Below are 26,790 nucleotides of genomic sequence, written 5' to 3' on the forward strand. Positions count from 1 at the left end.
GGGTGGTCGGCTAAACAATCCTGCAACCGCTTGCCCGCCGTTTGGCGCTGACAACGATGACATGAGGCCTTGACGGTTCGCGTCCGATCCCGCACGCTGTGTCGCGAGAGCGCTCTCACCGCACCCGATCCGCCCCGAAGGTGAGGAGAGTCCGATGAAGGTCTTACTAGCTGCCGTGCTCGTTGCGAGCGCGGTGGCCGTCCCAAGCCAGGCCGTCGCGGCAACGACCGATCAGCCGTTGACAGTGCCACGGCAAGAAGCCGCCATGCAGCAAGGCCTGGGTTTGACCAAGCAGCAGGTCCAGGAACGACTCAAGGCAGAGTCAGCCGCTTCCAAGCTGGTCCCCGTCGCACAGCGCGCCGCCGGAACCAGCTTCGGAGGTGTCTGGTACGACGCCGCCACGCAGAAGCTGGTCGTCGGAGTGACCAGCTCAGCCGCTGCGGACGCAGTACGGGCTGCTGGTGCGGAGGCGACCGTAGTACCGGCTACTGCGAAGCAGTTGGATCAGCGGAAGGCTGCGGTCGACAAGCTGGCTGGAAAGGCTGTGCCTGCGGCAGTGAGCGGCTGGGCCGCTGACCCGCGCACCGGCAGCGTGGTGGTCAATGTCCAAGCAGGCAAGCGATCCCAGGCGGTCGACGCCTTCGTCGCCAAGGTCTCCAAGGCCGGTGCCGTCACAGTGAAGGAAGTCGTGGCCCAGGCGCCTCGGACCTTCGCCGCCGGCACCGTCGGGGGAGACCCGTACTACACCGGCAACGTCCGCTGCTCGATCGGCTTCTCCGTGCATGGCGGCTACGTCACTGCAGGGCACTGCTCCGGCGCGGGCGCCAGGACCCGGGGCTGGGACGGCTCGGCCCAAGGAGTCTTCCGTGGCTCGTCCTTCCCCGGCAACGACTACGCCTGGGTCCAGATCGACAGTGGCTGGTGGACAGTGCCGGTCGTACTCGGTTGGGGCCAGGTAAGCGACCGACTGGTCCGCGGCTCCTGGGAAGCACCCGTCGGTACTTCGGTCTGCCGCAGCGGCTCGACGACGCACTGGCACTGCGGCACCATCCTGGCCAAGAACGAGACGGTGAACTACGGCAACGGCCAGCTGTTCTACGGCGCCACCAAGACCAACGTGTGCGCCGAGGGCGGCGACTCGGGTGGCTCCTTCATCACCGGCGACCAGGCCCAAGGTGTCACCTCGGGCGGCTGGGGCAACTGCCGCACCGGCGGTGAGACCTGGTTCCAGCCGGTCAACGAGATCCTCGGCGCCTACGGCCTGACCCTCCACACCGCCTGACTCTCTCCACCGCACGACAAGCCCGGATCTGCCTTGCGAACAAGGTAGATCCGGGCCCAGGGCGGTCAGGGGCAGACTGGGACGCCTGGTAGCTGCGCCGCCGGATAGTCGATGTAGATGTTGGTGATGAAGCCGCCCTGGTCGCGCAGCTTGGACCACCAGTTGTTGGTGTAGCCCTCGGCGGTCACGGTGTCGCCCTGCTTCTGGCAGGTGACCCAGACCGACGTCGGCCCGTCCAGGGTGGTGACCACCGGCGCGGACAGCCGGGCGTCGGTGCGGACCCGGATGCCGGAACCCCAGGTCATGAAGGCGCCACCGGTGCCACCGCCGCAGCCGTTGTCGCTGGTCAGGTAGTACTGGTTGTACGAGCCGGGGTAGGCGAGGCCGGAGCCGTTGATGACGATGTTCTGCCCGACACCGTTGTACAACTGCTCGTAGTGGATGTGCGGACCACTGGAGTTGCCGGTGCTCCCGGTCGTCCCGATCTGCTGGCCCTGGGCGACTTGGGCGCCATTGGCAACGGAGTACTGGCCGAGGTGGAAGTAGTAGGTCTTCCAGCCGCCACCGTGCTCGATGGCGATGTAGTTGCCGGCGCCAGTGGGCTCCGAGAACCGGTACGCCGTACCGGCGGCGGAGGCGAGTACCGGCGTGCCGTTGGTGGTTCCGCCGTCGGCGCGGACGAAGTCGAGAGCGCGGCGGACCTCGGCGGAGTGGTGGCTGTAGGTCCAGCGTTGGCCACAGGGGTACGGGGCCTTGAAGTTCGGCGCGGCCTGCGCCTGGGTCGGTACCGCCACCAGCGTGGCGGTACCGAGCAGGAGCGAGGCGAGGACAGCGAGGAATCGTCTGAGCGGCACTATGGATCAGTCCCTACGCGACCGGTCACGGACGGTGAGGTCCGTGACGCCTGGAGTGATGGGACTGAAGGTAGCGCAGACTCCGTGACTTAGGAACTGATCGTGTCGATCAGACGTTAGTGATTAACCTACGGTCGAATAGTGCGGTCAGGCCGGGGTGCTCTCGTCCGGTACGGCTTCCAGCGTCGGGGTCCTATTGGTGCTGAGCGAGTCGATCAGCTGCTTGGCCAGCGCGAAGCCCGAGCCACCCATCGTGATGGTCTTGACCAGGGTGTCCTCGATGCCCTGGGCACCGTTCAGTACGACCATGTTGCCGACCTTCTCGAACGAGCCCGCCGCCGCGCGGACGATCTCCGGGTAGGCCTCGGCCAGCTGCTGGGCGACGACCGCGTCGGTGTTGGTGGCCAGCGCCTCGGCGCGCGCCTTGATACCGGCTGCCTCCGCCATCGCCTTCGCCTGGACCGCGAGCGCCTCGGCCTTACCGTTCAGCTCGGTGGCCTTCGCCTCCGCCTCACCGCGCAGGGTGACCTCACGGGCCTGTGCCTCGGCGGCCGCGATCTGCGCGTCCCGGGAAGCGGCGGCCAGCGTGCGCTGCTTGTACGCCTCGGCGTCGGCCGGCTTCAGCACCGACGACTCCAGTTGCTTCTCGGCCAGCGACGCGTTCAGCTTCGCGGTCTCGGTCTCGGCGACCACGACCTCCTGGCGGGCCAGCGCCTCGGCCAGCGGGCCGGACTGCGACGCCTTCGAGTTCGCCTGGTCGACCTCGGCCTGGTAGCCGGCCTGCGCGATCGAGCTCTGCCGTACTGCGGCCGCCTTGGCCGCGGCGGCGACCTGCTCGCGCTCGGTGGCCTCGCGGTCCCGCTCGGCCTGCGCGATCCGGGCGGCCGCCTCGACGGCGGCGGCCTGCGGCTTGCCCAGGTTCTTGATGTAGCCGGACTCGTCGTCGATCTCCTGGATCTGCAGCGAGTCCACCACCAGGCCGAGCTTCTCCATGTCGCCGGCCAGCGAGCCGCGGATGTTCGTGGTCAGCGTCTCCCGGTCGTGCAGCATCTCCTCGACCGTGGTGGAGCCGACGATCGCGCGCAGGTGACCCGCGAACAGCTCGTGGATGGTGCCCATCACCTGCTCGTCGCTCTGCTCCAGGAACCGCCGGGCCGCGTTCGCGATCGAGCCGTAGTCGTCACCGACCTTGTACGCCGTGACGCCCTTGATGTGCAGGGGAATGCCCTGGCTCGAGACGCAGGTGACCGTCAGCGGAGTCGCCCGGATGTCGAGCGGCAGCCGCCGTACGGTCTGGAAACCGGGCAGTACCGCGGTACCGCGGCCGACGACGATCTTGAAGCCGAGGGTCTCGTTGACCTGCTCGGTGCTCGAGTGCGCGCCGAGCCCGGAGATGATCAGGGCCTCGTTCGGCTCCGCCACCCGCCAGACCATCCGGAACAGGATCAGGAGGACCACCAGCGCGACGGCGCCGGTGATCAGGTACGTCCAGAGCATTTCCCCTCCAGGGAACAGAGCAGCGTGGATCAGAAGGCGCGGGCGACGTAGACCGTGCGTGGCGGGTCGTACTCGACCACCACGACCGGAGTCCCCACCTCGATGACCTCGTCGGCCGCGGGGTAAGCGTAGAAGGCCTCGGTGGCACCGCGGACCGGCAGCATCACCTCGCCGACGATTCCCGGTGCGATCCGGCCGATCACGCGTCCTCGCTTGCCAACCATGACGCCCCTCCGACGTTCGCCCTGCCCCTTCGGGTTCCCGAACCCTATCGGTGCGCCGGGCCCGACGCCCGTCACGCCTTGTCGTCGGGGCGGGGCGAGCGCATGGTTAGACGTGGGGGCCTTGGGGGTGGGGAGGGGCTGTGGAGTCAGAGGTTCGGCTCGGAGTGGTCGAGGAAGGGTCCGACGAGGCGCGGCTCGAGGAGTTGGCGCTGGCGTTGCGGCAGGAACTGCTCGCGCTCGACGTCCGGTCGGTCGAGCCCTATCGCGAAGGCGAGGCGCCACCGGGGACACGGGGCGGGCTGGCCGCGATCGCCGGCGTGCTGAGCATCTCGCTCGCACCCGGTCTGCAGGTCGTCGGCGCGGTCGTGGCGGTGGTCCGCGACTGGCTGCGCAGGTCGGGCGGCGGGCGGACGGTGAAGCTCGCGATCGACGGAGACGTGATCGAGCTGACCGGAGCCAGCGACGAGATGCAGCAACAACTCGTGGACGCCTGGATTCGCAAGCACGCGGGGACGGAAGCATGAGATGGCCGGCTCGCGAGTCGCCCTCGTCGTAGCGAACGACCGGTACGGTGACCCCGGTCTGCGCAGCCTGATGGCGCCCGCGCACGACGCGGCGGCGCTGGCGGAGGTGCTCGCGGATCCGGCGGTCGGCGGCTTCGACGTACGGGTGCTGCAGAACGAGTCGGCGCAGGCGATCCGGCTCGCGGTCGAGGACTTCTTCGCGGATCGTTCGCCGGAGGACCTGCTGTTGCTGCACTTCTCCTGCCACGGGTTGAAGAACGCGGCCGGCGAGTTGTTCCTGGCGGTTGCGGACACCAGGCCGACCCGGCTCGCCTCCACGGCGGTGGCCGCGGACTTCGTCAACCGGCAGATGGCGGACAGCCGGGCGCAACGGATCGCGTTGTTCCTGGACTGTTGCTACGGCGGCGCGTTCCCGCGTGGTCTGGTCGTCCGGGCGGCCGGTGAGGCGCAGGTCCGGGACGCGTTCGCCGGGCAGGACCGGGTCGGCGGCGGGCGCGGCCGGGTGGTCGTCACGGCGTCCAGCGCGATGGAGTACGCCTTCGAGGGCGGGCAACTCGCGACCGATGCGTCGAAGCCCTCGGTCTTCACCAGCGCCGTGGTGGACGGCCTGACGTCGGGCGACGCGGACCGGGACGGCGACGGCTGGGTCGGCCTGACCGAACTGGTCGGCTACGTCACCGACCGGGTTCGCCGGGTGACGCCGAACCAGAATCCGCAGATGTGGACGTTCGGGTCCCAGGGCGAACTGCTGATCGCGCGCAGCCGGGTCCGCCGGATCACTCCCGCGGAGCTCGCCCCCGAACTGGTCGAGGCGATGGAGAGCCCGCTGTCGGCAGCCCGCTTCGGCGTCGTCGACTACCTGCGCGAGCGGCTGTCAGATCCCGACCTGAGCCAGGCGTACGCCGCTTGGCAGGCGCTCGGCCAGATGGTCGACGACGACAGCCGCAAGGTCTCCGAAGCAGCCCGGCGCGCGCTCGCCGAAGCTGTCCCGCGGGCGACGCCGGAGGAGTTGGACTTCAGTACAGCCGACCAGACCGTTCTTCAGTTGACCGGTCCTCCGATCGCTTTGACAGCTGTGGCTTCCGCTACTGCGCCTTGGCTGACGATCGAGCAGACCGGCGCCGCGATCCGCGTCACCGCAACGCCCTCGGCTGCCGGCCCGCAAGAGGCCTCGGTGACACTCACCGGACCGACCGGCGACCGCACGATCCCAGTGAGGCTACGCACCGCCGACCTCGAGTCCATGCCAGAACCGCAACCCTTGCCCGAGCCCACTCCCGACCCGGAGCCGATCCCCGAGCCCGAGCCACCAGCCACCGCGCGGGCGGCTGTTCCGTGGTGGGTGGTGGGCGTGCTGCTGGTCGGCGCGTTGCTCCTGGTTCTGGTCAACTGGCCCGGAGCAACCGACTCTCGCAAGATCTGGTCCGATGAAGCGCAGACCGGGTGGCGCGTCTACCGCAGCCCGCACGACCCGGAGATCCTCGCCTCGGTATTCGCGCTCGCAGCGAGCCTGGTGGTCCGGTGGTCGGGGCGATGGGCTCTGCTCGTACTGGGCGTCGCCCTGGGCAGTGTCCTGTCCCTGCTCGAGGACGGCGTACTGATCCTCCTGAGCGGCCTGTCCGCCGACGAGACCACTGCCTGGACCGTCGCGACAGCGCTCAGCCTCGGTATGGCCGCTGTCCTTCTGTTCCACCTGTGGCCCGGCCGCTGGCCCCTACGGCCCGTACCCCCGCCGGCAGCGGCGCTGGTCGTTGCCGGCGGCATCATGCTTGTCCTGAGCCCGCTGATCACGCATCCGGACGGGTTCTCCTTCTTCACTGTCACCGAGCTTGCCGTTCTGGAGCCACTCGTTGTGATGGCCCTCGCGTGGCCGGCCTTGGCTGCAACGGATCCGAGAGCCAAGCTCTGGTTGTCCACGACCGCGACGACCTACGCGGCGATCAGCATGATCGCCGCGGTCCCCGCCCTAACCGACGCCGCGTCCCCGCCTGCCTTCCTCACCAGTCTGCTGGGCAACGCGCTGGTGATCGCCGGAGTGGCCTTCGGTCTTCGCCGCCGCGCCTCTACCGACGGAGAGTTCAGCCATGGATGACCTGCCGTCCCTGATCCGGGCCGAACGGATCGCGCTGATCGAGGTCCTCGAGACACTCGAGCCGCAGGAGTGGAGCACACAGTCGCTGTGCGGCGCCTGGACGGTCCAGGGGGTCGCCGCACACCTCGCCTGGGCGCCGGTCGCTCCGGTCGGCGAGACATTGGCCGGGCTTGCCAAGGCGGGATTCCGCCTCAACAAGGCCAGCGCGGACATGGCGGTCCGCGCGGCCGAGCGCGGACCGGAGGCGATCCTCGCGCAGTTGCGCGCCAATGCCGCGGCGAATGCCAAACCGCGGGGAGTGCCGGAGATCGCGGCGCTGGTCGACGCGGTGATCCACGCGCTGGACATCCGGCTGCCGCTCGGAAAACCAAGGCCGGTCCCGGTCGAGGCATTCCACCCGGTCGCGGACTTCTCCACCAAGGCCCGGTGGCCGATGACCGTCTCGGTCGGCGGCAGTGCGCGCAAGCGGCTGGCCGGCGTCCAGCTGGTTGCCGAGGGCTACGACTGGTCGTACGGGCAGGGGCCGGAGGTGCGCGCGGCGGGCGACGCGGTACTGCGGATCCTGAACGGCCGCCGGGTCGAGCGGGAGGAGCTGACCGGTCCCGGGGCCGACCAGCTCCACGCCCAGGTCAGCCCCTGATCGCGCCCTCGGTCGCGCCCTTGATGAACTGCCGGGCGAAGACGATGAACACGATGACGAGCGGGACCATCGCCATCAGCGCCCCCGTCATCACCATGCTGTAGTCGACGCCGTGGCTACGGTTCAGCGAGGACAGCGCCACCTGCAGGGTCAGGTGATCGGGGTTGGTCAGCACGATCAACGGCCAGAAGTAGTCGTTCCACGAGGCGACGAAGGTGAAGATCCCGAGGAACGCCAACGCCGGCCGGGCCGACGGCAACGCCACGTGCCGGTAGACGCCGAGGAAGCCGCAACCGTCCAGCGTCGCCGCCTCGACCAGTTCGTCGTGGATCGAGTTCTGGAAGTACTGCCGCAGCCAGAAGATGCCGAACGCGTTCGCCGCCGCCGGGATGATCAGCGCCTTCAGCGAACCCACCCAGCCGAACGCCGCCATCGTCTGGAACTGCGGTACCGCGCCCAGTTGGGCCGGCAGCAGCATCGTCGCCAGCAGCACCACGAACAGCACGTTGCGCCCCGGGAACCGGAACTTCGCGAACGTGAACGCGGCCAGCGAGTCGAAGAACAGCACCAGCGCGGTGGTCGAGACGGCCACGATCACGGTGTTGCCCATCGACTGGAAGAACGCCACGTTCGCCAGCACTTCGCGGACGTTGTCGTCGAACTGCGAGCCGAAGGTGAACTTCGGCGGGAACCGGTAGATGTCGGCCGTCGTGTTGGTCGCCATCACCAGGGTCCAGAAGAACGGGAACAGGCACAGCAGCCCGGCGATCGTGAGCAGGCCGTGCAGCACCACTCCGCGCCACCTCATTGCCGGCCCCTTCCGCCGAGCAGTTTCCAGTTGATCGCGGTGAACAGCAGCACGAGCATGAAGATGCTCAGGGCAATGGCCGCGGCATAGCCGTAGTCGTTCGCGCCGAACGCCTGGTTGTAGAAGTACATGACCACGGTGAGCCCGCTCTGGCCGGTGCCACCGGTGTTGCCGACCATCACCTGCGGTTCGGTGAAGGTCTGCAGGCCACCGATCGTCGACATGATCACCGTGAACAGCACCACCGGCCGCAGTTGCGGCAAGGTGATCGAGAAGAACGTCCGGAACGGCCCGGCGCCGTCCACCTTGGCCGCCTCGTACTGTTCGGTCGGGATCGCCTGCAACCCGGCCAGGTAGATGATCGTGTTGTAGCCGGTCCACTGCCACACGATCATCGTGGAGATCGCGATCTTGATCCCCCACGGCTGCCCGAGCCAGTCCTCGGTGGGCAACCCGAGCGAGCGCAGTACGGAGTTGATCAGGCCGAAGTTGGTGCTGAAGACGGCGGCGAAGAAGATCGCCGCCGCCACCAGCGAGGTGATGTTCGGGATGAAGTACGCGATCCGGTAGACACCCTTCAGCCGTACCGCGCTGTGCAGCATCACCGCGAGCGCCAGAGCGATCGCCAGCGTCGGCACGGTCGACATGAAGAACAGCACGACCGTGTTCCACAGCGACAACCAGAACGTGCTGTCCTCGAGCAGGAACCGGAAGTTCTGCAGCCCGACCATCTGGCGAGTGCCGAGCCCGTCCCACTTCTGGAAGGCCAGCAGGATCGTCGAGGCGACCGGGTACAACCCGAACACCAGGAAGATCAGGTAGAACGGCGACAGCGCCAGGTAGAACCGCCAGTACGACCAGACGCTCCGCTTGCGCCGCGGCTTCGCAGTACGGGTCGCCTTGGGGGCCGGCGCGGTCGCGGTCAGGGTCACTGCACGCCCTGACGCTTGCCGATCTGCTTCGCCTTCGACACGGCCTCGGCCCAAGCCGCGTCGGACGTCTTCTTGCCCGCCTGGACCAGCTTCAGCGCGTCGCCGAACGGCGCGCCGACCGCGTTGTCGAGCGGCGCCTCGTAGGCGATCGGGATGTTCTTCGCGGCCGGCCCGAACACGTCGATCGGCACCTGGCCGCCGAAGAACGGGTCCTGCGCCTTCAGTTGCGGCTTGTCGTAGGCGGCCGGCGCGGACGGGAAGATCTGCGCGTCCGCGAACGCCTTGGCCTGGTTGTCGGCGCTGAGCATGTACTTGATCACCTCGAACGCGGCGGCCGGGTCGGCGGCGTTCTTGGTGATGGTCAGGAACGAGCCGCCGAAGTTCGCCGGGCCGCTCGGGGTCGGCGCCAGCCGCCACTTGCCGACGCTGGTCTTGCAGGCCGCCTTCACGTCGAGAGCCACCCAGGCCGCGCCGGCGAGAGCGGGCACCGTGCCCTGGTCGAGCCCCGCGTTCCAGTCCGGCGTACCGCCGAGGGTCTTGGCGTCGACCTTCGTGGTGATCGCCTTGACCGCCAGATCCCAGGCCTTGCGGATGTGGTCCTGGTCGCCGATGAACTTGTTGTCCTTGTCGATGTAGCGATCGGTGCCCTGGCTGACCATCAGGCCGTACATGTCGGCCGCGTCGGACACGATCAGGGCCTTCGGGTTCGCCTTCTTCAGCTCCAGCCCGGCGGCCAGGAAGTCGTCCCAGGTCTTCAACTGCTCGGCGACCTTGTCGGGCTCACCGGGCAGTCCGCCCGCGGTGAAGATGTCCTCGCGGTAGAACAGCGCGGTCGGGCCGATATCGATCGGGAGGCCGATCACCTGGCCGTCGAGGGTGGTGGCCTGCTTGACCTTCCACTCCAGGTAGTCGCCGAGGATCGAGTCGGCGCCGATCGTCTTGAGGTCGACGAACCGGTTCGCCTGCGGCAGCAGGGCGGCGATCTCCTCGCCCTTGACGCCGGTGATGTCGGGAATGCTGGTGCCACCGTTGAAGGTGGTCAGCAGCTTCTGCTTGAAGTCGCCGCCGATCTCGGAGTACTTGATGTGCTGGTCGGGGAAGTGCGCGATGGTGTCGTCCAGGACGGATTTGCCCAGACCGCCCGGCCAGCACCACAGGGCGATGTTGCCTTCGGCGTTCTTTTTGGCCGACGCGCCCGAGTCCATGCTCGAGGAACAGCCAACGACCGTGCCGCCGAGCATGGCGGCGAAGCCCCCGGCGAGCAGCGTCCGACGTGAGAGCTCCATGGTTCTACCTTCCTGACTGGTCGCGCAGGGGTGCGCTTCCGGAGTGCGCGCTGATCAGCGCGGCAAGGGATTGGTCTTCGGGATGGTGCCGGTGCCACTCGGCGAGGTCGGCCCAGTGGGGTGCCGCGTCGGCACCACCCAGCCGGGTCACCGAGAGCGCCGCCGTCAGCGCGGCGAACCGCACGCGCTGCTGGAGCGGCAACTCCCACAACGTCGCCGCGATGAACCCGGCGGCGAACACATCACCCGCCCCGGTGGTGTCCGCCGCCGGGACCGGAAAGGCCGGTACTGCGACGCGCTCGCCCGAGCGGGCGTCCATCGCCAGAGCACCGTTCGACCCGTCCGACACGACCACCAGCGGGACCAGCTCGGCCAGTCGCTCCATCGCTCGGGTGGGAGTGTCGGTCCGGGTGTAGCTCATCGCCTCGCCGGCGTTCGGCAGGAACACGTCGCAGTGCTCGAGCTGGTCCAGCACGGCCGGATCCCACCGTTCGCTGGGATCCCAGCCGACGTCGGCGAAGACCACGCTGCCGGCCGCCCGGGCCTTGGCGAGCCACTCGTTCGGCCAGGGACCGATGTGAGCGGCGACGGTTCGAGCGGCCGGCGGCGTGGGGAGGAGCTCGTCGGCTGACAGCGGGGGAGGGGTACCCCGGGTGACCAGTGCCCTGTCGTTGTCATAGGCAAGAGCCACCGTGAGGGGGGTCTGCCAGCCGTCGAGCCTGCGGGAAAGACTGAGGTCGATGCCCTCACCGGTCGCCAGCCGGTCCCAGACCCGGTCGCCGAGATCATCGGCGCCGAAGGTCGCGACCAGGCCGGTGCGCAGGCCGAGGCGGGCCAGCGCGACCGCGAAGTTGGCGATCCCGCCGGGGCTCTCGGCGGAGCCGGTCGCCCACACCTCGGTACCGGGTTTCGGCGCGGTGGGCAGGCCGAGGACGAGGTCGTGGAAGACCAGGCCGGACACCACTACATCGAGTGGCGTGAACGCCACTGGCTCACTCATCGTCGGCACCACTCCTGCAGGGTCGCTCAAACTTTTGCAACAGTGTGGAGTGAATGAGCAGACTACGCAATACCCTTGCAGATTTATGATCGAGTCTGACGCAGTTTGCGTGATACGGTCTCTGCGTGTTGCCAAAGCAGCGGCAGGATCAGATCGTCCGCGCGCTTCGGGCCGACGGGGCCGGGGGCGTGAAGGTGCTGGCTGCCCAGCTCGGAGTCAGCGAGGCGACGATCCGCAGGGATCTGGAGCAGCTGCACGAGCAGGGCCGGCTGACCAGGGTCTACGGCGGCGCGCTCGCCGTGGATGGTGGCGACGAACCTTTCGCCGACGTCAGCGCGATACATGCCGCTGAGAAGGACCAGATCGCGCGGCGCGCGGCCGCTCTGGTGAGCGACGGACAGTCCGTCCTGCTCGACATCGGTACTACGGCGCTCCGGGTGGCCCAGCATCTGCATGGGCGCTCGCTGACCGTGGTGACGAGCAACCTGGCCGTGCTCGAGGAGTTGCAGAACGATGAGCAGATCGAGTTGATCATCCTCGGCGGGTTCGTCCGGCGTACCTACCGGTCGCTGGTCGGCTACCTGACCGAGGAGAGCCTGCGGCAGATCCACGTCGACTGGCTGTTCCTCGGCACCAGCGGGGTCCGGCCCGACGGCCGGGTGATGGACAGCACGATGATCGAGGTCCCGGTCAAGCGGGCGATGATCAACGCCGCCGACCGGGTGGTGCTGCTGGCCGACGCGACCAAGTTCCCGGGCCACGGCGTCGCAAAGGTGTGCGAGCCGGCCGAACTTTCCATGGTGGTGACCGAGTCCGGCGCCGACGAGGCGACCCGGGCCAATCTGCTGGAGGCAGGGGTGCAGGTGGTGCTCGCGTGAAGCTGACCATCCTCGGGGGCGGCGGATTCCGGGTCCCGCTCGTGTACCAGGCACTGCTCGGAGACCGCGGCGAAGGCCGGATCACGTCCGTTGTCCTGTACGACGCCGATCGCGCGCGGCTCGCCTCGATCGGTTCCGTACTGCGCCAGCAGGCGGCGCTGTCCGACGGTGCTGCTCCGGCTGTCACCGAGGCGACGGATCTCGACGAGGCCTTGCGGGGTGCCGATTTCGTCTTCTCCGCGATCCGGGTCGGTGGGCTCGAGGGACGCACGATCGACGAACGTGTCGCGCTCGACCTCGGCGTACTGGGTCAGGAGACGGTCGGCGCGGGCGGGATCGCGTACGCGCTGAGGACGTTGCCGGTGGCAACTGCCATCGCGCGGCGGGTGGCCGCGGTCGCGCCGCAAGCGTGGGTCATCAACTTCACCAACCCGGCCGGGATGGTCACCGAGGCGATGATTCCGTACCTGGGCGACCGGGTGATCGGGATCTGCGACTCGCCGTCGGGGCTGGGCCGCCGGGCTGCTTCGGCGCTCGGGCTGGACGCGTCGTCGGTCTTCTACGACTACGCGGGGCTGAATCACCTCGGCTGGTTGCGAGGGTTGCAGTCGGGTGGGGTGGACCATCTTCCGGCGCTGCTCGCCGATCCCGCGGCGCTCGGGGCTTTCGAGGAAGGTCGCCTCTTCGGGGTCGAGTGGTTGCGCTCGCTGGGGTCGATTCCGAACGAGTACCTGCACTATTACTACTTCGCGCGGGAGACGCTCGCCGCCGTGCAGTCGGTGGAGCAGACCCGTGGGACGTTTCTCTTGGAGCAACAGTCCAGGTTCTACGCGGAGACTCTGCGGGAGCCTGCCAACGCGCTGGAGTTGTGGCAGAAGACCCGGGCCGAGCGCGAATCGACGTACATGGTCGAGAGTCGCGCGGTCGCCGACGCGGGGGAGCGGGATGAGCGGGACATGTCGGCCGGCGGGTACGAGCAGGTCGCGCTGTCGCTGATGCGGGCGATCGCCCACAACGAGCGGGCATCTCTGATCCTGAACGTGCGCAACCGTGGCACGCTGCGGCACCTTGACGACGACGCCGTGGTCGAGATCCCGTGCACGGTCGACGCGAACGGCGCCCGGCCGGTCGCTGTCTCCCAGTTCACCGACCATCAGGCGGGGCTGGTCTGCGCCGTCAAGGCGGTGGAGCGCTCAACCATCGAGGCTGCGGTGTCGGGCTCTCGATCTGCCGCGATCCGGGCTTTCGCCTGGCATCCGCTGGTTGACTCGGTCACGGCCGCTCATCAACTGCTCGACGGCTACGTGGACCACCTTCCTGATCTGGCGCCCTTCCGCTCCTAGTGTTCTCCTCGCGCGCGAGGGCGGATTGGTTCACGGTGGGTGGATCTGGCAGAATGGCGGGCTGAGTCCGTCTGGATCGCGTGCAGCCCTCTAACTCCACGTCCCAGCCGGCCCATTCGAGTGGCCGCTCGTTGTCCCCACGACGCCGGCGCGCCGCTCAACCAGAGATGAAATCCCGAGGGAGACCCCACAAACGTGGCAGTCAAGATCCGTTTGAAGCGCATCGGCAAGAAGCGTGCGCCGCACTACCGCATCGTCGTGATGGACGCCCGCGCCAAGCGTGACGGCCGCGCCATCGAGGAGATCGGCAAGTACAACCCGAAGACCGAGCCGTCGTTCATCCACGTCGAGTCGGACCGGGCGCAGTACTGGCTGGGCGTCGGCGCGCAGCCGACCGAGGCCGTCGAGGCGATCTTCAAGGCCAGCGGCGACTGGCAGAAGTTCAAGGGCCTGGACGCCCCGGCGCCGCTGCGGGTCAAGGAGCCGAAGCGGGACAAGCTGGAGATCTTCAACGAGGCGCTCGCCGAGGCGCACGGCACGGTCAAGACCGACGCCGTGACGACCAAGAAGGCCGCCGCGAAGAAGGCCGAGCCGAAGGCCGACAAGGCCGAGCCGAAGGCTGACAAGGCGGAGAAGAAGGACGACGCGGCCGAGGCCAAGGCTGACGAGGCTGCTCCGGCCGCCGAGGCTGCCGCCGCCGAGGCGCCGGCCGACGACGCCAAGGCCTGACCATGATGGAGACCGAGGCGCTCGAGCACCTGGTCCGAGGCATCGTGGACAACCCTGACGACGTCAGCGTCCGGTCCCGCAACCTGCGGCGCGGACGCACCCTCGAGGTGCACGTGCACCCCGACGACATCGGCAAGGTGATCGGCCGCAACGGCCGGACGGCGACCGCGCTCCGTACGGTGGTCGGGGCGCTCAGCTCCGAGCCGTCGGTCCGGATCGACTTCGTCGACGAGTTCAACCGGCGCCCGCGCCGCTGAGCTCGACCAGTCCTTGAAGGGCCGTACCCACTGGGTGCGGCCCTTCACTGCTCTACCCGCTTGACTGTGGTTGGCTTGTGAGTTGTCTTCTGAGAGGTAGGAACCGCGGTGCTGGTGATCGTCGGCCGGATCGGCCGGGCTCATGGGATCAAGGGTGAGGTCGGTATGGACGTCCGCACGGACGAGCCGGACCGGCGGTTCGCCGACGGGGCGAAGCTGGTGACGACCGAGAAGCCGTCGCGGACGCTGACGATCCAGGCCACCCGCTGGCACAGCGGCAAGCTGCTGGTGAAGTTCGCCGAGGCACCGGACCGGACGGCGGCGGAGAACCTGCGCAACCTGGAGCTCCAGGCCGAGATCGCCGAGGACGAGCGCCCGGAGGACCCGGAGGAGTACTACGACCGCGAGCTGATCGGGCTCAAGGTGCGGACCATCGACGGCGTGGAAGCCGGTGAGGTCATCGACGTGGTGCACCTGCCGTCGCAGGACCTGCTGGAGATCCGCCGGCCGGGAGGCTACGCAGTACTGGTGCCGCTGGTGGAGGAACTGGTTCCGGAGATCGACCTGGACACGCAGTACGTCGTCGTGGCCGACCGGCCGGGGCTGCTCGATCCGGAGGGCGCCGAGGTGGTTCCGACCGAGCCGACCGCTTCGGTCGAAGGGGATGCCGGCCGATGAGGCTGGATGTGTTCTCGATCTTCCCCGACTATCTGGCCGCGCTGGACCTGAGCCTGGTCGGCAAAGCGTCCAAGAGCGGCCTGCTGGACGTCCGGGTGCACGACCTGCGGGATTGGACGCACGACCGCCACCGGACCGTGGACGACACCCCGTACGGCGGTGGCGCCGGCATGGTGATGAAGCCCGACCCCTGGGGAGAGGCGTTCGACGAGGTACTGCCGGCCGACGGCCCGTCCCAGCCGCGGTTGATCGTGCCGTCACCTGCGGGGCGGCCGTTCAGCCAGGAGTTGGCGTATGAGCTCGCTGCCGAGCCGTGGCTGGCCTTCGCCTGCGGCCGGTACGAGGGGATCGACGCCCGGGTCGCGGAGCACGCTGCCGAGCGGATGAGGGTGGACGAGGTCTCCATCGGCGACTACGTGCTCAATGGTGGCGAGGTCGCAGTACTGGTCATGGTTGAGGCGATCGCCCGGCTGCTGCCCGGGGTGATCGGGAACCCGGAGTCCCTGGCGGAGGAGTCGCACTCGGGCGGCGGGCTGCTGGAGTACCCGGTCTATACGAAGCCCCCGTCGTGGCGCGGGCACGACGTACCGGAGATCCTGCTGTCGGGTAACCACAAGCTGATCTCCCAGTGGCACCACGACGAGTCCGTACGGCGTACTGCCGAGCGCAGGCCTGATCTCCTGGCCGCCTGGGGTAGCTCCATTCCGGATCAGGATGACCCGGCTCCTCACGTGCGGGTGCTGCCGGCCACCGAGGCTGACGCGGGGGAGTTGCTCACGCTGCAGCGGGCCGCCTTCCTCACGGAGGCGCAGGCCTACGACGACCTGTCCATCCCGCCTCTGCAGGAGTCGCTGGAGGAGTGTGCCGCCCGGGTGGCCCGGGGGCAGGTCTGGAAGGCCCTGGCGGGCACCAGGATCGTCGGATCGGTCCAGCTGGACATCTCCGCCGGGGTGGGCCGGATCGGGCGCCTGATGGTGGCTCCGGACTGGCAGGGCAAGGGGATCGCGACCAAGCTGCTGCGGGTCGCCGAACAGACCGCGCCGGCCGAGGTCACGGCGTACGAGCTGTCCACGGGTGCGCAGAGTGAGCGGAGCCTCCAGCTCTACCGCAACGCCGGTTACCGCGAGATCAAGCGGGAACGGCAGACGGACAAGGTCGAGCTCGTCCTGCTGGCGAAGCGGCGCAAGCGACGCTGATTTCGTGGCGGTCTATGCCGTGTGGCAAACTTGGTCGCTGTTGCCATTCGGTGCTCCTGCCACAGGGGGTGACCACCGCGTGACAACATCTTCGACTCTCACACCGAGCATTCGTGGGTGACCTGTGGCACGCGCGAGGAAGAGACACCTGATGAGCAACATCCTGAACGAGCTCGACAACGCGAGCAAGCGCGACGACATCCCCTCCTTCCGTCCTGGTGACACCGTCAAGGTGCACGTGAAGGTCGTCGAAGGCAACCGGTCCCGCGTCCAGGTGTTCCAGGGTGTCGTGATCCGGCGCCAGGGTGGTGGCCTGCAGGAGACCTTCACGGTCCGCAAGGTCAGCTTCGGCGTCGGTGTCGAGCGGACCTTCCCGCTGCACACCCCGATCGTCGACAAGGTCGAGGTCGTCACCCGCGGCGACGTGCGCCGCGCCAAGCTGTACTACCTGCGCGAGCTGCGCGGCAAGGCAGCCAAGATCAAGGAGAAGCGGGACGTTCCGGCCTCCTGATCGTCTAGTAACGACGGTCAAATATGGCGCCGAGCACTGCGACTCGCGCTCGCCCGCCAGCCAGGAGGGCACGTCGCACCAAGGGACGACACCGTAGGCTGAAGCAGCGGAATCCGCTGCTCAGCCTGTTGACCGAGATGACCACCGTGACAGTGCTCGCGTTGGTCATCACGGTCGTACTGCGGCTCTTCGTCGCGGAGGCGTTCTACGTGCCCTCGGAGTCGATGTACGACACGCTCACGACGAACGACCGGATCCTGGCCGAGAAGGTCAGCTACCTGCATCGCGACGTCGACCGCGGCGACATCGTCGTCTTCAAGGACCCGGGCAACTGGCTGAACGAAGAGCAGACCGAGCCCGGGCCGTTGCGCCAGGTCGGCGAGTTCGTCGGCATCCTGCCGCGCAGCGGCGAGGGACACCTGGTCAAGCGGGTGATCGGCATCGCCGGCGACCGGGTGATCTGCTGCAACCGGTCGGGCCAGCTCACGGTGAACAAGATCCCGCTGGACGAGCGCGAGTACCTGCTGACCGACGCCAAGCCGTCGAACCAGCCGTTCGACGTGGTTGTCCCGCCTGGTTCACTGTGGGTGATGGGTGACAACCGGGCCGAGTCCGCCGACTCCCGTGCTCACATGGGTGGCCCCGGCGGCGGCTTCGTGCCCGTGGCGAACGTGGTTGGCCGGGCCTGTTGCGTAATCTGGCCGTCTGACCGGATGACGATGCTGCGTCCTCCGGAAACCTTCAAGAAGCCGGGGCTGAAGAAGTGACTGAGACACCGACAGCGACGAAAGAGAAATCCGCCCACCGCTCGGGCCTCGCGGCCGCTGGTCGCGAGTTCGTGCTGATCGTGGTCGGTGCTCTCATCGTCTCGTCGATCCTGCGGGCCTTCGTCGGCCAGATGTTCATCATCCCGAGCGAGTCGATGCAGAACACCCTCCTGGTCGGTGACCGGGTGGTGGTCGAGAAGCTCACCGATGTCGAGCGCGGCGACGTGGTCGTCTTCGAGGACCCGGGCGGCTGGCTGGGCGATGAGGAGAGCGGCCAGAAGCGCGGCTCGGTCGGCCGGTTCTTCGAGGTCGTCGGGCTGCTGCCGGACTCCAGCCACGGTCACCTGATCAAGCGCCTGGTCGGCATGCCCGGCGACAAGGTCGCCTGCTGCGACGCCAAGGGCCGGCTGATGGTCAACGGCCAACCGCTCGAGGAAGGCGCCTACCTGTACCCGGGCGACGCCCCCTCGGCGATGGAGTTCCAGGTCACGGTCCCGGCGGGCCGTGTTTTCGTGATGGGCGACCACCGGTCAGAGTCCGGCGACTCCCGCGTCCACCTCCAGGACACCGGCCCGGACGGCGGCGACCCCGGCGACGCCGCCTTCGTCCCGATGGACAAGATCACCGGCCGCGCCGTCCTGGTCGTCTGGCCGGCCAACCGCTTCGACAAACTTGACGTCCCTGACCCGTTCAAGGCGATCCCACCGCCAGGCCCGGCCCCCGACAAACCCTCGATCTCCCTGACGCCACCCCCCAAGTGAGCTGAGCGACTGGTGCCCACCCGCCTCCCCCCACCAATCACTCCCACTTCCATGCCCCACCCCGTCGAGCCCACCACGGACCCCGGCCACATGCGACGCACCCCTGGGTCCGCCACCGGCACCGGCGTCGCGCGACGCACCCCCGCGCCGACCACCAGCACGACCCATGTCCGAAGCACCCCTGGGCCCACCACCGCCTTCGGCCTCGTGCGGTGCGCCGTTGAGCCCAGCAACCACCCCGCCAGGGTGCGACGCACCCCCGAGCCCACCATTGGGGCTGGAATCAGCGAAGATGCTGCAGTGGGACTGTTCGGTCGACGGAGGTGTGGATGAGCGCGTTGCCGCGAGGCAGCACCATCCGGCGGGACGCGGGACTGTACGGCTATGAGCGGGCACTGCGGCGGGTCGGCCTGGACCCGATCGCGGGTGTCGACGAAGCCGGCCGCGGACCGTGTGCGGGTCCGCTGGTGGCCGCCGCCGTGATCCTGCCGGACGGCAAACGCGGCCAGATCCCCGAACTCGCGGACTCCAAACTGCTCACCGCGAAGGCCCGCGACCGCTGCTACGACCAGATCCGCGAGCGCGCCCTCGCCTGGTCGGTCGTCTCGATCGAGGCGGCCGAGTGCGACCGCCTGGGCATGCACGTCGCCAACGTCGAGGCGCTGCGCCGGGCGATCTTCCTGCTCGACCTGCGCCCGCAGTACGTGCTGACCGACGGGTTCGGAGTGGACGGTCTCGGCGTGCCGGGGCTCGCTGTATGGAAGGGCGACCGGGTGGCGGCGTGCATCGCGGCTGCCTCGGTGATCGCCAAGGTGACCCGGGACCGGATCATGCAGCACTGGCACGACGTGTACCCGCACTACGATTTCGCGGTTCACAAGGGGTACTGCACCCCCGAACACCAGGCCGCACTGGACGAATACGGCCCGTGTCCACAACATCGTCGGCGGTTTGAGAATGTCCGCCGCAGTATGCGACCCGATATGGGACAGAATGTGACCAGTCCCACCGGAGTGGAGAGCCGATGAGCGCTGACGACCTCGAGAAGTACGAGACCGACATGGAGCTACAGCTCTATCGGGAGTACAAGGACGTCGTCGGGATCTTCAAGTACGTGGTGGAGACCGAACGGCGTTTCTACCTGTGCAACGCGGTCGACCTGAAGGTCCGCACCGAGGGCGGTGACGTGTACTTCGAGGTGACGATGGCCGACGCCTGGGTCTGGGACGTGTACCGCTCAGCCCGTTTCGTCAAGAACGCCAAGGTGGTGACGTTCCGCGACGTCAACATCGAGGAACTGGCCAAAACCGACCTCGAAGTCCCCAAGGACTCCGACTTCGGCCGCTGACCCCAGGCCGGAGGGATCATCACCAGGACTCCCAAGCTGACCTAAATTTTCCTGACGTGTCAGCGATCATTCGGGTGTTTCTGTCAGGGGTGCGCTCCGAGGGAGCGGCGGTGGTTGGCCGATAGGCGCCAGCCGACTTCTTCGTACTCGATCAGGTCGGCTTCGGCGAGCGTTTCCAGGCATTCCTGGACCGTGGCGAGGTCAAGCCCGGCCGTCGTGGCTATTCGGGTAGCTGAGACCGGGCGCAGTACGGGAACTGCGTCGAGCGTCCGGCGTACGTCGAGATCGAGGTCGTCGGTTGGGCCGGCTGGTTCGTGCGGGTAGCTCGTCAGTCGGGTCCCGATCGGCGAGATCGCCTCCTGGATGTCCGCGACGTTGGTGACGAGAACCGCGTTGCGCTCCCGCACCAGGAGATGGACGCCCTCCGACATCCGCGAGGTGATCGGACCCGGCACGGCGAGCACCGGACGCCCACACTGCTCGGCCCAGCCTGCGCTGTTCAGCGCTCCGCTCCGGACTGCTGCCTCGACAACGATCGTGCCCAGCGTGCTCGCCGCGATCAGCCGGTTCCGGGCCAGGAAGCGCAGCTTGGTCGGCGAACACCCCGGCGGCAACTCACTCACCAGCAACCCGTACTCCGCGATGCGCTCGAACAGCGCCGAGTTGCTCTTCGGATAGCTGACGTCCACCCCGCACGCGAGCACGGCAACGGTCAGCCCTGAACTCGCCAGCACGCCACGATGCGCCGCCGCGTCGATCCCGTAGGCACCGCCCGAAACCACGGTCACCCCCTCATCCGCGAGCCCACCGGCCAACTCGGCCGCCGCATGCTCGCCGTACGACGAACACGCGCGCGCACCGACGATCGCCACAGACTTCTCCAGCGTCTGCCGAAGATGTGCCGGCCCGCGGACCCACAATCCGAACGGCACACCACCCCGCCGACTCTGCAGGCCAGCCTCCGCCAGCACCTCGACCTGCTCCGGCCACTCGTCATCCCCTGGAATCACGAACCGCGCTCCAGCCTCCACACCCCGCGCCAAATCTCGCTCCGGCCGCACCTCGGCCATCCGCGCACTCCACCGCTCCAACCGAGGCAGCCCCTTCCGTAACTGCTCCCAAACCTCCACCACCCCCATCCCCTCAAACGCCTCAACCGCCGCCGGATCCCCTGGCTCCACCACCCGCCCCAACCCAACCCGCACCAACCGCTCCTCCTCGCGCCCGGAGGCCGAGAGGAGGCGGCCAGCGCGATCGTGGTCGCCTTCAGTGCGCTGCTGCTCGCCGTATTCGGCGCCTTCAAGAGCCTTGGTCCGGATCGGAGTCGGGGAGCCTGTGGGACTTGGCGTGGATGCCGCCGGCTTGGCGAGGAACGTGAGCCGGGGCGGGGCGAGGTTGACCGCTCCACCGGTGCTGCCGGCTCTACCGGCTCCACCTGTGCCACCTGTGCCACCGGCTCCACCGGCTCCACCTGTGCCGCCGGTGCCGCCGGTGCCGCCGGTGCCGGCTATGACGGCGGCGCTCGGGGCGGTGCCGTCCGGGTCGGGCCGGCCGTGCGGCTTCTGCTGGGCCGGGAAGGTCGGGTCAGGGTGCTGCGCGTTGGTGGTCATCGGTTTGTGGTCTCCCTGATGGGCCTGTCGTTGGTGAGTTCTGTGAGGGGTGCTCCGCTGCGGAGTTGGAAGGCCTGGTTGGTGAGCTCAGGCGTTGGCTGCGCTGCCCCCTCCAGGTCGGCCAGCGTCCAGGCCAGGCGGACGACACGATCCAGACCGCGGGCGGTCAGCCGGCCGTCGGCATACAGCTCCTCGAGTGTTCGCTGGCTTCCGCCGTCGAGGGGGAATTCGCGGCGCATGATCGGCCCGGGGATCTCGCTGTTGAGAGTCCAGGAGGTGTCCCGATAGCGGTGGGCCTGTCGATCGCGGGCCGAGCGGACCCGCGCGGCGACCTCTGCGGTGGATTCGGGACGATCGCCGTCTCCCACCCCGCGCGCAGCGGGCACGATCTGGCGCTGGATGTCGATCCGGTCCTTGATCGGGCCACTGATCCGCTGGCGATACCTGTTGAGGACTTGGGGCGTGCAGTTGCAGATCCCTCGCGGGGTGCCTGCTTGACCGCATGGGCAAGGGTTGGCGGCCAGCACGAGCAGAAACCTCGCAGGGAACTTGGCCACTGCTGCCGCTCGGTGCACCTCGATGAAGCCTGATTCCAGCGGCTGGCGCAGGGTGTCGAGGGTCAGCGGGTGCATCTCCGGCGCCTCGTCGATGAAGAGGATGCCGCGGTGGGCGCAGCTGATAGCCCCGGGACGTGGCACCCCTGAGCCGCCACCGATGAGGCTGACGAGAGAAGCGGTGTGGTGCGGCGCGATGAACGGCGGTCTCACGACGAGCTCTGCGTCGCTCGTCAGCAAGCCTGCCAGCGAGTGCACCGCGGATACTTCGAGCGAATCATCCGTACTCAGATCGGGCAGAAGGCCAGCTAGGCGCTCGGCGAGCATCGTCTTTCCCGACCCCGGTGGTCCGTGCAAGTACAGATGGTGGCCGCCGGCTGCCGCTGCCTCGATGGCGCGACGTCCTTCGTGCTGCCCCAGCACGTCGTCGAGATCGACCTCGGGGACTCGGGTCAGCGACTCGGACATCAGCCGGGGCTCCGCCCGGGGAGGTTCTTCGTCGGGGATGACGTCGCCTCTGAGCAGGGCGAGCACCTGCCGCAGCGAGCGCACGCCGTACACATCGATGGCGGGCACCAGCTTTGCCTCGGCGGCGTTCAGCTCAGGGACGATGATTCGTTCGAAACCGGAGCGCGCGGCGGCCAGCGTCATCGCCAGAGCTCCGCGCACCTCCCGGATCCTGCCGTCGAGTCCTAGCTCGCCGATGATCGCCGTCTGGTGTAGCCGGGAGTTCTCGACGGCGCCGGCTGCGGCGAGTAGGGCTATGGCTATGGCTACGTCGTAGTGGGAGCCGGTTTTCGGGAGGGTGGCGGGGGAGAGGCCGATGGTGACCTTGCGGTCGGGGAACTTTTCGCCGCTGTTGACGACGGCGGCGCGGACTCGGTCGCGGGCTTCGGACAGGGAGGCGTCCGGGAGGCCGATCAGGCTTGTCTTCGGGAGGCCCTGGGCGATGTCTGCTTCTACCTCGACGAGGTGGCCTTCTAGGCCTACCAGGGCGACGGACCAGGCTTGAGCTAGGGGCATCAGGCCACGCCCCGGAGGTGGTCGACGGTGGGGTTGCCGTGGTGGGGCATCAGGACGGCTATGACGTCGATGCGGATTTCGCCGGGGCGGAGGTCGTGAGTCCTCAGCCAGCGGCCGGCCAATTGCCGCAGGGTGGCGAGTTTGCGGTAGGTGATCGACTCGAGCGGGCTGCCGTAGTTCAGCCCGCGTCGGGTCTTCACCTCGCAGATGACCAGCGCGCGGTGCTCCCGGGCAACGATGTCGATCTCGCCCTGCGCGCAGCGCCAGTTGCGCTCGAGGATCGCGAAGCCGTGCTCCGCGAGATACCTGGCGGCGAGGTCCTCGCCGTACTTCCCGACTGCGTCCTTGGTGCGCATCGATGACCACCTCCGGCTAAGAACATGCCGGGATTCGCATCGATCCTGGAGACGACTTCAGGGGCTGTGGAGAACCAGCCCCTGAAGAGGTCAGTTACGCATGTGTTTGCCTCGGGTCGACTTCGGCGGAGTACGGACCGCGCGGAGTTCGGCGCTGTCGTTCTCGGAGCGGACCGCCTGCAGGCCGCCTGTTCCGGGGTCCGTGTCGCCGATGTCGAAGTCCCAGCTGTCCTCGTTCGCCAGCCGGCTGTGCCAGCGGCCGTAGAGACCGTAGATCGCCAGGCCTACCAGCATCCAGAGGCCGAACTTGGTCCAGGTGCTCGTCTTCAGGTTCAGCATCAGCCACAGCGTCGCGCCCAGCGAGAGCAGCGGGATCAACGGCACCATCGGGACCCGGAAACCGCGCTCCAGGTTCGGCTCGGTCCGCCGCAGCGTCAGCACGCCGACCGCGCAGAAGGCGAAGCAGAAGAGCGCACCGATGACCAGCAGCTCCTCCAGTTCCAGCACCTTCGGGTACAGGGTGAGGAGGATGGCAGCCGCACCGGCCGCGGAGGCGGCGCGGGCGGGGGAGGAGTAGACCCGGCTGACCCGGCCCAGGCTCTTCGGCAGAAGGCCGTCACGACCCATGTTGAAGAGAACCCGGCTCTGGGCGATCAAGACGACCATGATCACCGTCATCAGGGCTAGCAGCGCCCCTAGATTGACCACTTTCGCGGCCCACCCGACCCCGACCGCGGACATCGCCTCGGACACCGGCGCGGAACCGCCGAGCTGGCCGAACGGACGCATTCCGACGAGCACGACGGCCATCGCGACGTACAGGATGGTGACGGCGCCGACGCCGAGCAGCATGCCCTGGGGAACCGTCTTGCGCGGGTTCCGGGCGTCCTCGGACGCGGTCGCGATCAGGTCGAAGCCGATGTATGCGAAGACGATCGAGCTGGCCGCGGTGAAGATGCCCATCAGGCCGAACGAGCCGAAGGACGAATCCAGGATCCAGCTCAGCAAGGTGGGGCTCGCGGTCGCCGGGGCGGGACGCGAGTCCGGCACGAACGGCTTGTAGTTGTCGAAGTTGATGTGCGTGGCGCCGATCACGACCACCAGCACGATCACCGCGACCTTCGCCAGCACCACGACGGTGAGCACCCGCGACGACAGCTTCGTGCCGGTCACGATCAGCGCGGTCAGGATGAGCAGCAGGACAGGCGCGACCAGGTTGACCTTGGCGTCCGGTCCGAAGTACTGCGCCGCGCCGGCGGGGATGTCGATCCCGAAGCCGCTGAGGGTCGCGAGGAAGTACGCGGACCACACTCTGGCCACGATCGCGGCGGCCGTGACGAGCTCGAGCACGAGTGCCCAGCCGACCAGCCAGGCCCACATCTCGCCGAAAGTCACGTAACTGAAGGTGTAAGCGCTACCCGAGACGGGAATGGTCGACGACAGTTCCGCGTAACAGGCAGCAGCCAGTACGCAGACCACCGCGGCGATCAGGAACGACAAGATCACGGCGGGGCCGGCGACATTGGCCGCCTGCTTGCCGCTCAAACTGAAAATGCCGGACCCGATCATCACACCAAGTCCAAGAACGACTAGGTCGCGACGACCGAACAAGCGCGGCAGACGGTGCCGCGCATCCTCGACTCGAGTGAACGCCGACTCGACCGGCAGGCGCCGGCCTACGGTCTGTCCGTTCGCTGAGGGGGCCATGGTCAGGGGTGCCTCCGTTGCTACTAGGGCAATCGGGCCGAACAGTAGTCGACCGGTGGGCCTACGGGCCAGACCTCCCTTGTTCGACGCCGCGTGGTGGCTTGCTATGCCCGGTCTGCTCCCGCATGGTCAGGACATGGCGCCGGACGAGATCAGCGAGAGCCCTTCCTGGCCGGAAGGTTTCTCTGTGTTACTGGCTGACTACGAACGGCATCTGACCGCGGAAAGAGACCTCAGTGAACATTCGGTGCGAGCCTACATCGGCGATGTCGCGGATTTAATCGATCATTTGACTCGGCTTGGTCACGATGACCTGACCGGTCTCGACATCCGTGGGCTACGGTCCTGGCTGGCCAAGCAGCAGAGTCTCGGCAAGTCCCGGAGCACGATGGCCAGGCGCGCCACGGCGGCCCGCGTGTTCACGGCGTGGGCGCAGCGGACGGGCCGGATCGAGACCGATCCGGGTGCTCTGCTGGCAAGTCCGAAGCCGCACAAGTCCCTGCCGGGCGTGCTTGGGCAGGCCGACACGCGAGCGGTACTCGATGCCGCGGCCGTCGCCGCGGACGATGGCAGCCCGGTCGGGCTCCGCGATCTCGCGATCATGGAGTTGCTCTACGCAACGGGTATCCGGGTCGGCGAACTCTGCGCGCTCGACATCGACGAGGTCGACACCTCCCGCCGGGTGGTCCGCGTCTTCGGCAAAGGCCGCAAGGAACGCTCGGTCCCGTACGGCGTACCGGCAAGTGCCGCGCTGGACCGGTGGCTCGGCGAGGCCCGGCCGAAGGTGGTCCGGCCTGGGAGCGGGCCGGCGCTGTTCCTCGGCTCGCGGGGCGGGCGGATCGACCAGCGAACCGTCCGGCGCCTCGTCCATGCCCGGATCGACGCGGTGGACGCACCGGATCTGTCGCCGCACGGGTTGCGCCACACGGCGGCCACGCACCTGCTGGAAGGCGGCGCCGACCTTCGAAGCGTGCAGGAGTTGCTCGGGCACGCGTCGCTGGCGACCACCCAGATCTACACGCATGTCTCGGGGGAGAGACTGCGACGCGCTTACGAACAAGCGCATCCACGCGCCTGAACTTGGTGGGCGGCGGTGCGGACCAGCCGGCACCCGATACGGCAGACTGCGGACTATGCGGGTTTCGGCGAAGTCTGACTATGCGTTGCGGGCGTTGATCGAGATCACCCAGCGTTGGGTGGCGAACGACCCCTCGGTGGTGTCTGCCGAGGAGCTCAGTCGTGCGCAGGGGATTCCGCATGGGTTCTTGCAGGGGATCCTGGCCGATCTGCGCCGGGCGGGGGTGTTGACGAGCCAGCGCGGGCAGGCCGGTGGGTGGAGGCTCGCCGTCGACCCGAACGAGGTGTCGGTGGCGGACGTGATGCGCGCTGTCGACGGGCCGATCGTGAGCATTTCCGGGGTGCGGCCCGAGAGCGTCGCCTACAACGAGCGGGCCGTGGTGCTGCAGCGGGTGTGGATCGCCGCTCGGGCGAGTCTGCGGGACGTGCTGGAGCACACGACGCTGACGGATCTGGCGAAGGGGAAGCTTCCTGCTGGGGTTGAGCGTCGGTCGCGTGATGAAGACGCTTGGCAGGCTCGGGTTCCTGGGAGTTGATGCTGGGGTGGGCATCAGTGCCGCCTGATCAGGAGGCTGCCGGCGGCGGTGCCCGCGGCGGCTAGAGCCACCAGACCGCCGGCGAGAAGCTCGCCGCTGCGATCGGATTTCGCCGTCCCGGTGTGTGCGTCCGCTGCTGGGCGGTGGACGGCTGGCGTTGGCACGGCTTCAGTCGGTCGAGGGTGGCCTGGTGTTGGTACGGCTCCGGCTGGTCGAGGGTGGCTTGGTGTTGGCATGGCTTCGGCTTCGGCTGGTCGGAGGTGGCCTGGCGATTGCTGGGCTTGGGGTGGTCGGGGGTGGGCTGGCGGAGGCTGCTGGGT

General features: G+C 68.3%; 29 protein-coding genes and 1 pseudogene. 18 read left to right on the forward strand and 12 right to left on the reverse strand.

Annotation, left to right across the window (positions count from 1 at the left end; genetic code table 11):
* Nucleotides 1-154: 154 nt before the first annotated feature.
* A complete protein-coding gene (locus tag ABD255_RS15460; RefSeq protein WP_344214298.1) occupies nt 155-1,282 on the forward strand; it encodes a S1 family peptidase in 1,128 nt (375 codons plus the stop codon).
* Between the two features lie 65 nt (nt 1,283-1,347).
* Here the strand turns inward: ABD255_RS15460 and ABD255_RS15465 are convergent, their stop codons facing one another.
* The 3 genes from ABD255_RS15465 to ABD255_RS15475 all read right to left on the reverse strand — a co-directional run bounded on the left by ABD255_RS15465 (nt 1,348) and on the right by ABD255_RS15475 (nt 3,857).
* Nucleotides 1,348-2,136, reverse strand: coding sequence for a peptidoglycan DD-metalloendopeptidase family protein (locus ABD255_RS15465; protein WP_344214300.1), 789 nt, complete (start codon nt 2,134-2,136; stop codon nt 1,348-1,350).
* Nucleotides 2,137-2,283: 147 nt separating this feature from the next.
* Entirely contained in the window at nt 2,284-3,633 is a 1,350-nt protein-coding gene (locus tag ABD255_RS15470; protein ID WP_344214302.1) for a flotillin family protein, read from the reverse strand.
* Between the two features lie 29 nt (nt 3,634-3,662).
* Nucleotides 3,663-3,857 carry a hypothetical protein gene (locus tag ABD255_RS15475; protein ID WP_344214304.1) on the reverse strand — a complete coding sequence of 65 codons (195 nt, stop codon included), beginning with the start codon at nt 3,855-3,857 and terminating at the stop codon, nt 3,663-3,665.
* Between the two features lie 140 nt (nt 3,858-3,997).
* On the opposite strand from ABD255_RS15475, the gene ABD255_RS15480 reads away from it, so the two are divergent.
* Genes ABD255_RS15480 through ABD255_RS15490 form a run of 3 tightly spaced genes read left to right on the forward strand, consistent with a single transcriptional unit; the run spans nt 3,998 to nt 7,113 of the window.
* Nucleotides 3,998-4,381, forward strand: a complete 384-nt coding sequence (locus ABD255_RS15480) for a hypothetical protein (RefSeq protein WP_344214306.1) — start codon at nt 3,998-4,000, stop codon at nt 4,379-4,381.
* A 1-nt stretch (nt 4,382) separates the two neighbouring features.
* Nucleotides 4,383-6,473, forward strand: a complete 2,091-nt coding sequence (locus tag ABD255_RS15485; RefSeq protein WP_344214308.1) for a caspase family protein — start codon at nt 4,383-4,385, stop codon at nt 6,471-6,473.
* Nucleotides 6,466-7,113, forward strand: a complete 648-nt coding sequence (locus ABD255_RS15490; RefSeq protein ID WP_344214310.1) for a maleylpyruvate isomerase family mycothiol-dependent enzyme — start codon at nt 6,466-6,468, stop codon at nt 7,111-7,113. Before ABD255_RS15485 ends, ABD255_RS15490 begins: the two co-directional genes overlap by 8 nt.
* Here the strand turns inward: ABD255_RS15490 and ABD255_RS15495 are convergent.
* From ABD255_RS15495 to ABD255_RS15510, 4 genes are read right to left on the reverse strand one after another with little or no spacing between them, the layout of a single operon-like run.
* Nucleotides 7,103-7,921, reverse strand: a complete 819-nt coding sequence (locus tag ABD255_RS15495; RefSeq protein ID WP_344214312.1) for a carbohydrate ABC transporter permease — start codon at nt 7,919-7,921, stop codon at nt 7,103-7,105. The two genes, ABD255_RS15490 and ABD255_RS15495, sit on opposite strands and share 11 nt — an antisense overlap.
* Entirely contained in the window at nt 7,918-8,853 is a 936-nt protein-coding gene (locus tag ABD255_RS15500; protein WP_344214314.1) for a carbohydrate ABC transporter permease, read from the reverse strand. The genes ABD255_RS15495 and ABD255_RS15500 overlap by 4 nt, the downstream gene beginning before the upstream one ends.
* Complete coding sequence (locus tag ABD255_RS15505) at nt 8,850-10,139, reverse strand: ABC transporter substrate-binding protein (protein WP_344214316.1); 1,290 nt, start codon at nt 10,137-10,139, stop codon at nt 8,850-8,852. The genes ABD255_RS15500 and ABD255_RS15505 overlap by 4 nt, the downstream gene beginning before the upstream one ends.
* Nucleotides 10,140-10,143: 4 nt before the next feature.
* Nucleotides 10,144-11,139 (reverse strand): carbohydrate kinase family protein, encoded by a 996-nt coding sequence (locus ABD255_RS15510; protein ID WP_344214318.1) that lies wholly within the window; start codon nt 11,137-11,139, stop codon nt 10,144-10,146.
* Nucleotides 11,140-11,264: 125 nt separating this feature from the next.
* Between ABD255_RS15510 and ABD255_RS15515 the strand changes: the two genes are divergently transcribed.
* The 12 genes and pseudogenes from ABD255_RS15515 (at nt 11,265) to ABD255_RS15570 (ending at nt 19,607) form a co-directional block, all read left to right on the forward strand.
* Entirely contained in the window at nt 11,265-12,017 is a 753-nt protein-coding gene (locus tag ABD255_RS15515; protein WP_344214320.1) for a DeoR/GlpR family DNA-binding transcription regulator, read from the forward strand.
* Nucleotides 12,014-13,360 (forward strand): 6-phospho-beta-glucosidase, encoded by a 1,347-nt coding sequence (locus ABD255_RS15520; protein WP_344214322.1) that lies wholly within the window; start codon nt 12,014-12,016, stop codon nt 13,358-13,360. The genes ABD255_RS15515 and ABD255_RS15520 overlap by 4 nt, the downstream gene beginning before the upstream one ends.
* A 195-nt stretch (nt 13,361-13,555) precedes the next feature.
* Nucleotides 13,556-14,089, forward strand: coding sequence for a 30S ribosomal protein S16 (gene rpsP / locus ABD255_RS15525; protein WP_344214325.1), 534 nt, complete (start codon nt 13,556-13,558; stop codon nt 14,087-14,089).
* 5 nt (nt 14,090-14,094) lie between these two features.
* The gene (locus tag ABD255_RS15530; protein ID WP_344214728.1) at nt 14,095-14,346 is read left to right on the forward strand and encodes an RNA-binding protein; all 252 of its coding nucleotides are present in this window, start codon (nt 14,095-14,097) and stop codon (nt 14,344-14,346) included.
* Nucleotides 14,347-14,454: 108 nt separating this feature from the next.
* A complete protein-coding gene (gene rimM, locus ABD255_RS15535; protein ID WP_344214327.1) occupies nt 14,455-15,024 on the forward strand; it encodes a ribosome maturation factor RimM in 570 nt (189 codons plus the stop codon).
* A pseudogene (gene trmD, locus ABD255_RS15540) lies at nt 15,021-15,755 on the forward strand (tRNA (guanosine(37)-N1)-methyltransferase TrmD); the annotation flags it as partial. The gene rimM and the pseudogene trmD, both read left to right, overlap by 4 nt.
* 6 nt (nt 15,756-15,761) lie before the next feature.
* A complete protein-coding gene (locus tag ABD255_RS15545) occupies nt 15,762-16,220 on the forward strand; it encodes a GNAT family N-acetyltransferase (RefSeq protein WP_344214730.1) in 459 nt (152 codons plus the stop codon).
* A gap of 151 nt (nt 16,221-16,371) precedes the next feature.
* Nucleotides 16,372-16,731 carry a 50S ribosomal protein L19 gene (gene rplS / locus ABD255_RS15550; RefSeq protein ID WP_344214329.1) on the forward strand — a complete coding sequence of 120 codons (360 nt, stop codon included), beginning with the start codon at nt 16,372-16,374 and terminating at the stop codon, nt 16,729-16,731.
* 137 nt (nt 16,732-16,868) lie between these two features.
* Nucleotides 16,869-17,498: a signal peptidase I gene (gene lepB / locus ABD255_RS15555; RefSeq protein WP_344214331.1), complete on the forward strand. Its 630-nt coding sequence runs from the start codon at nt 16,869-16,871 to the stop codon at nt 17,496-17,498.
* Nucleotides 17,495-18,259 (forward strand): signal peptidase I, encoded by a 765-nt coding sequence (gene lepB / locus ABD255_RS15560; RefSeq protein WP_344214333.1) that lies wholly within the window; start codon nt 17,495-17,497, stop codon nt 18,257-18,259. The genes lepB (ABD255_RS15555) and lepB (ABD255_RS15560) overlap by 4 nt, the downstream gene beginning before the upstream one ends.
* 329 nt (nt 18,260-18,588) lie before the next feature.
* On the forward strand, nt 18,589-19,287 hold the full coding sequence (locus ABD255_RS15565) for a ribonuclease HII (RefSeq protein ID WP_344214335.1): 699 nt from the start codon (nt 18,589-18,591) through the stop codon (nt 19,285-19,287).
* Nucleotides 19,284-19,607, forward strand: coding sequence for a DUF2469 domain-containing protein (locus ABD255_RS15570; RefSeq protein ID WP_077012708.1), 324 nt, complete (start codon nt 19,284-19,286; stop codon nt 19,605-19,607). Before ABD255_RS15565 ends, ABD255_RS15570 begins: the two co-directional genes overlap by 4 nt.
* Nucleotides 19,608-19,690: 83 nt before the next feature.
* Here the strand turns inward: ABD255_RS15570 and dprA are convergent, their stop codons facing one another.
* The 4 genes from dprA to ABD255_RS15590 form a co-directional block, all read right to left on the reverse strand.
* A complete protein-coding gene (gene dprA, locus ABD255_RS15575; RefSeq protein ID WP_344214338.1) occupies nt 19,691-21,217 on the reverse strand; it encodes a DNA-processing protein DprA in 1,527 nt (508 codons plus the stop codon).
* Entirely contained in the window at nt 21,214-22,794 is a 1,581-nt protein-coding gene (locus ABD255_RS15580; protein ID WP_344214340.1) for a YifB family Mg chelatase-like AAA ATPase, read from the reverse strand. The genes dprA and ABD255_RS15580 overlap by 4 nt, the downstream gene beginning before the upstream one ends.
* Nucleotides 22,794-23,150, reverse strand: a complete 357-nt coding sequence (locus tag ABD255_RS15585) for a YraN family protein (protein ID WP_344214342.1) — start codon at nt 23,148-23,150, stop codon at nt 22,794-22,796. Before ABD255_RS15585 ends, ABD255_RS15580 begins: the two co-directional genes overlap by 1 nt.
* A gap of 90 nt (nt 23,151-23,240) precedes the next feature.
* Nucleotides 23,241-24,857 carry an APC family permease gene (locus tag ABD255_RS15590; protein WP_344214344.1) on the reverse strand — a complete coding sequence of 539 codons (1,617 nt, stop codon included), beginning with the start codon at nt 24,855-24,857 and terminating at the stop codon, nt 23,241-23,243.
* A 136-nt stretch (nt 24,858-24,993) separates the two neighbouring features.
* On the opposite strand from ABD255_RS15590, the gene ABD255_RS15595 reads away from it, so the two are divergent.
* Together ABD255_RS15595 and ABD255_RS15600 are read left to right on the forward strand one after the other, a co-directional pair.
* Nucleotides 24,994-25,935, forward strand: coding sequence for a tyrosine recombinase XerC (locus ABD255_RS15595; protein WP_344214732.1), 942 nt, complete (start codon nt 24,994-24,996; stop codon nt 25,933-25,935).
* A gap of 55 nt (nt 25,936-25,990) precedes the next feature.
* Nucleotides 25,991-26,470 (forward strand): RrF2 family transcriptional regulator, encoded by a 480-nt coding sequence (locus ABD255_RS15600; protein ID WP_344214346.1) that lies wholly within the window; start codon nt 25,991-25,993, stop codon nt 26,468-26,470.
* Nucleotides 26,471-26,531: 61 nt separating this feature from the next.
* Here the strand turns inward: ABD255_RS15600 and ABD255_RS15605 are convergent.
* Nucleotides 26,532-26,790, reverse strand: a 259-nt coding sequence (locus ABD255_RS15605) for a hypothetical protein (RefSeq protein ID WP_344214348.1), incomplete at its 5' end; no start/stop codon positions are given.

This window comes from Kribbella sancticallisti (assembly GCF_039530625.1).
GTDB classification, from domain to species: domain Bacteria; phylum Actinomycetota; class Actinomycetes; order Propionibacteriales; family Kribbellaceae; genus Kribbella; species Kribbella sancticallisti.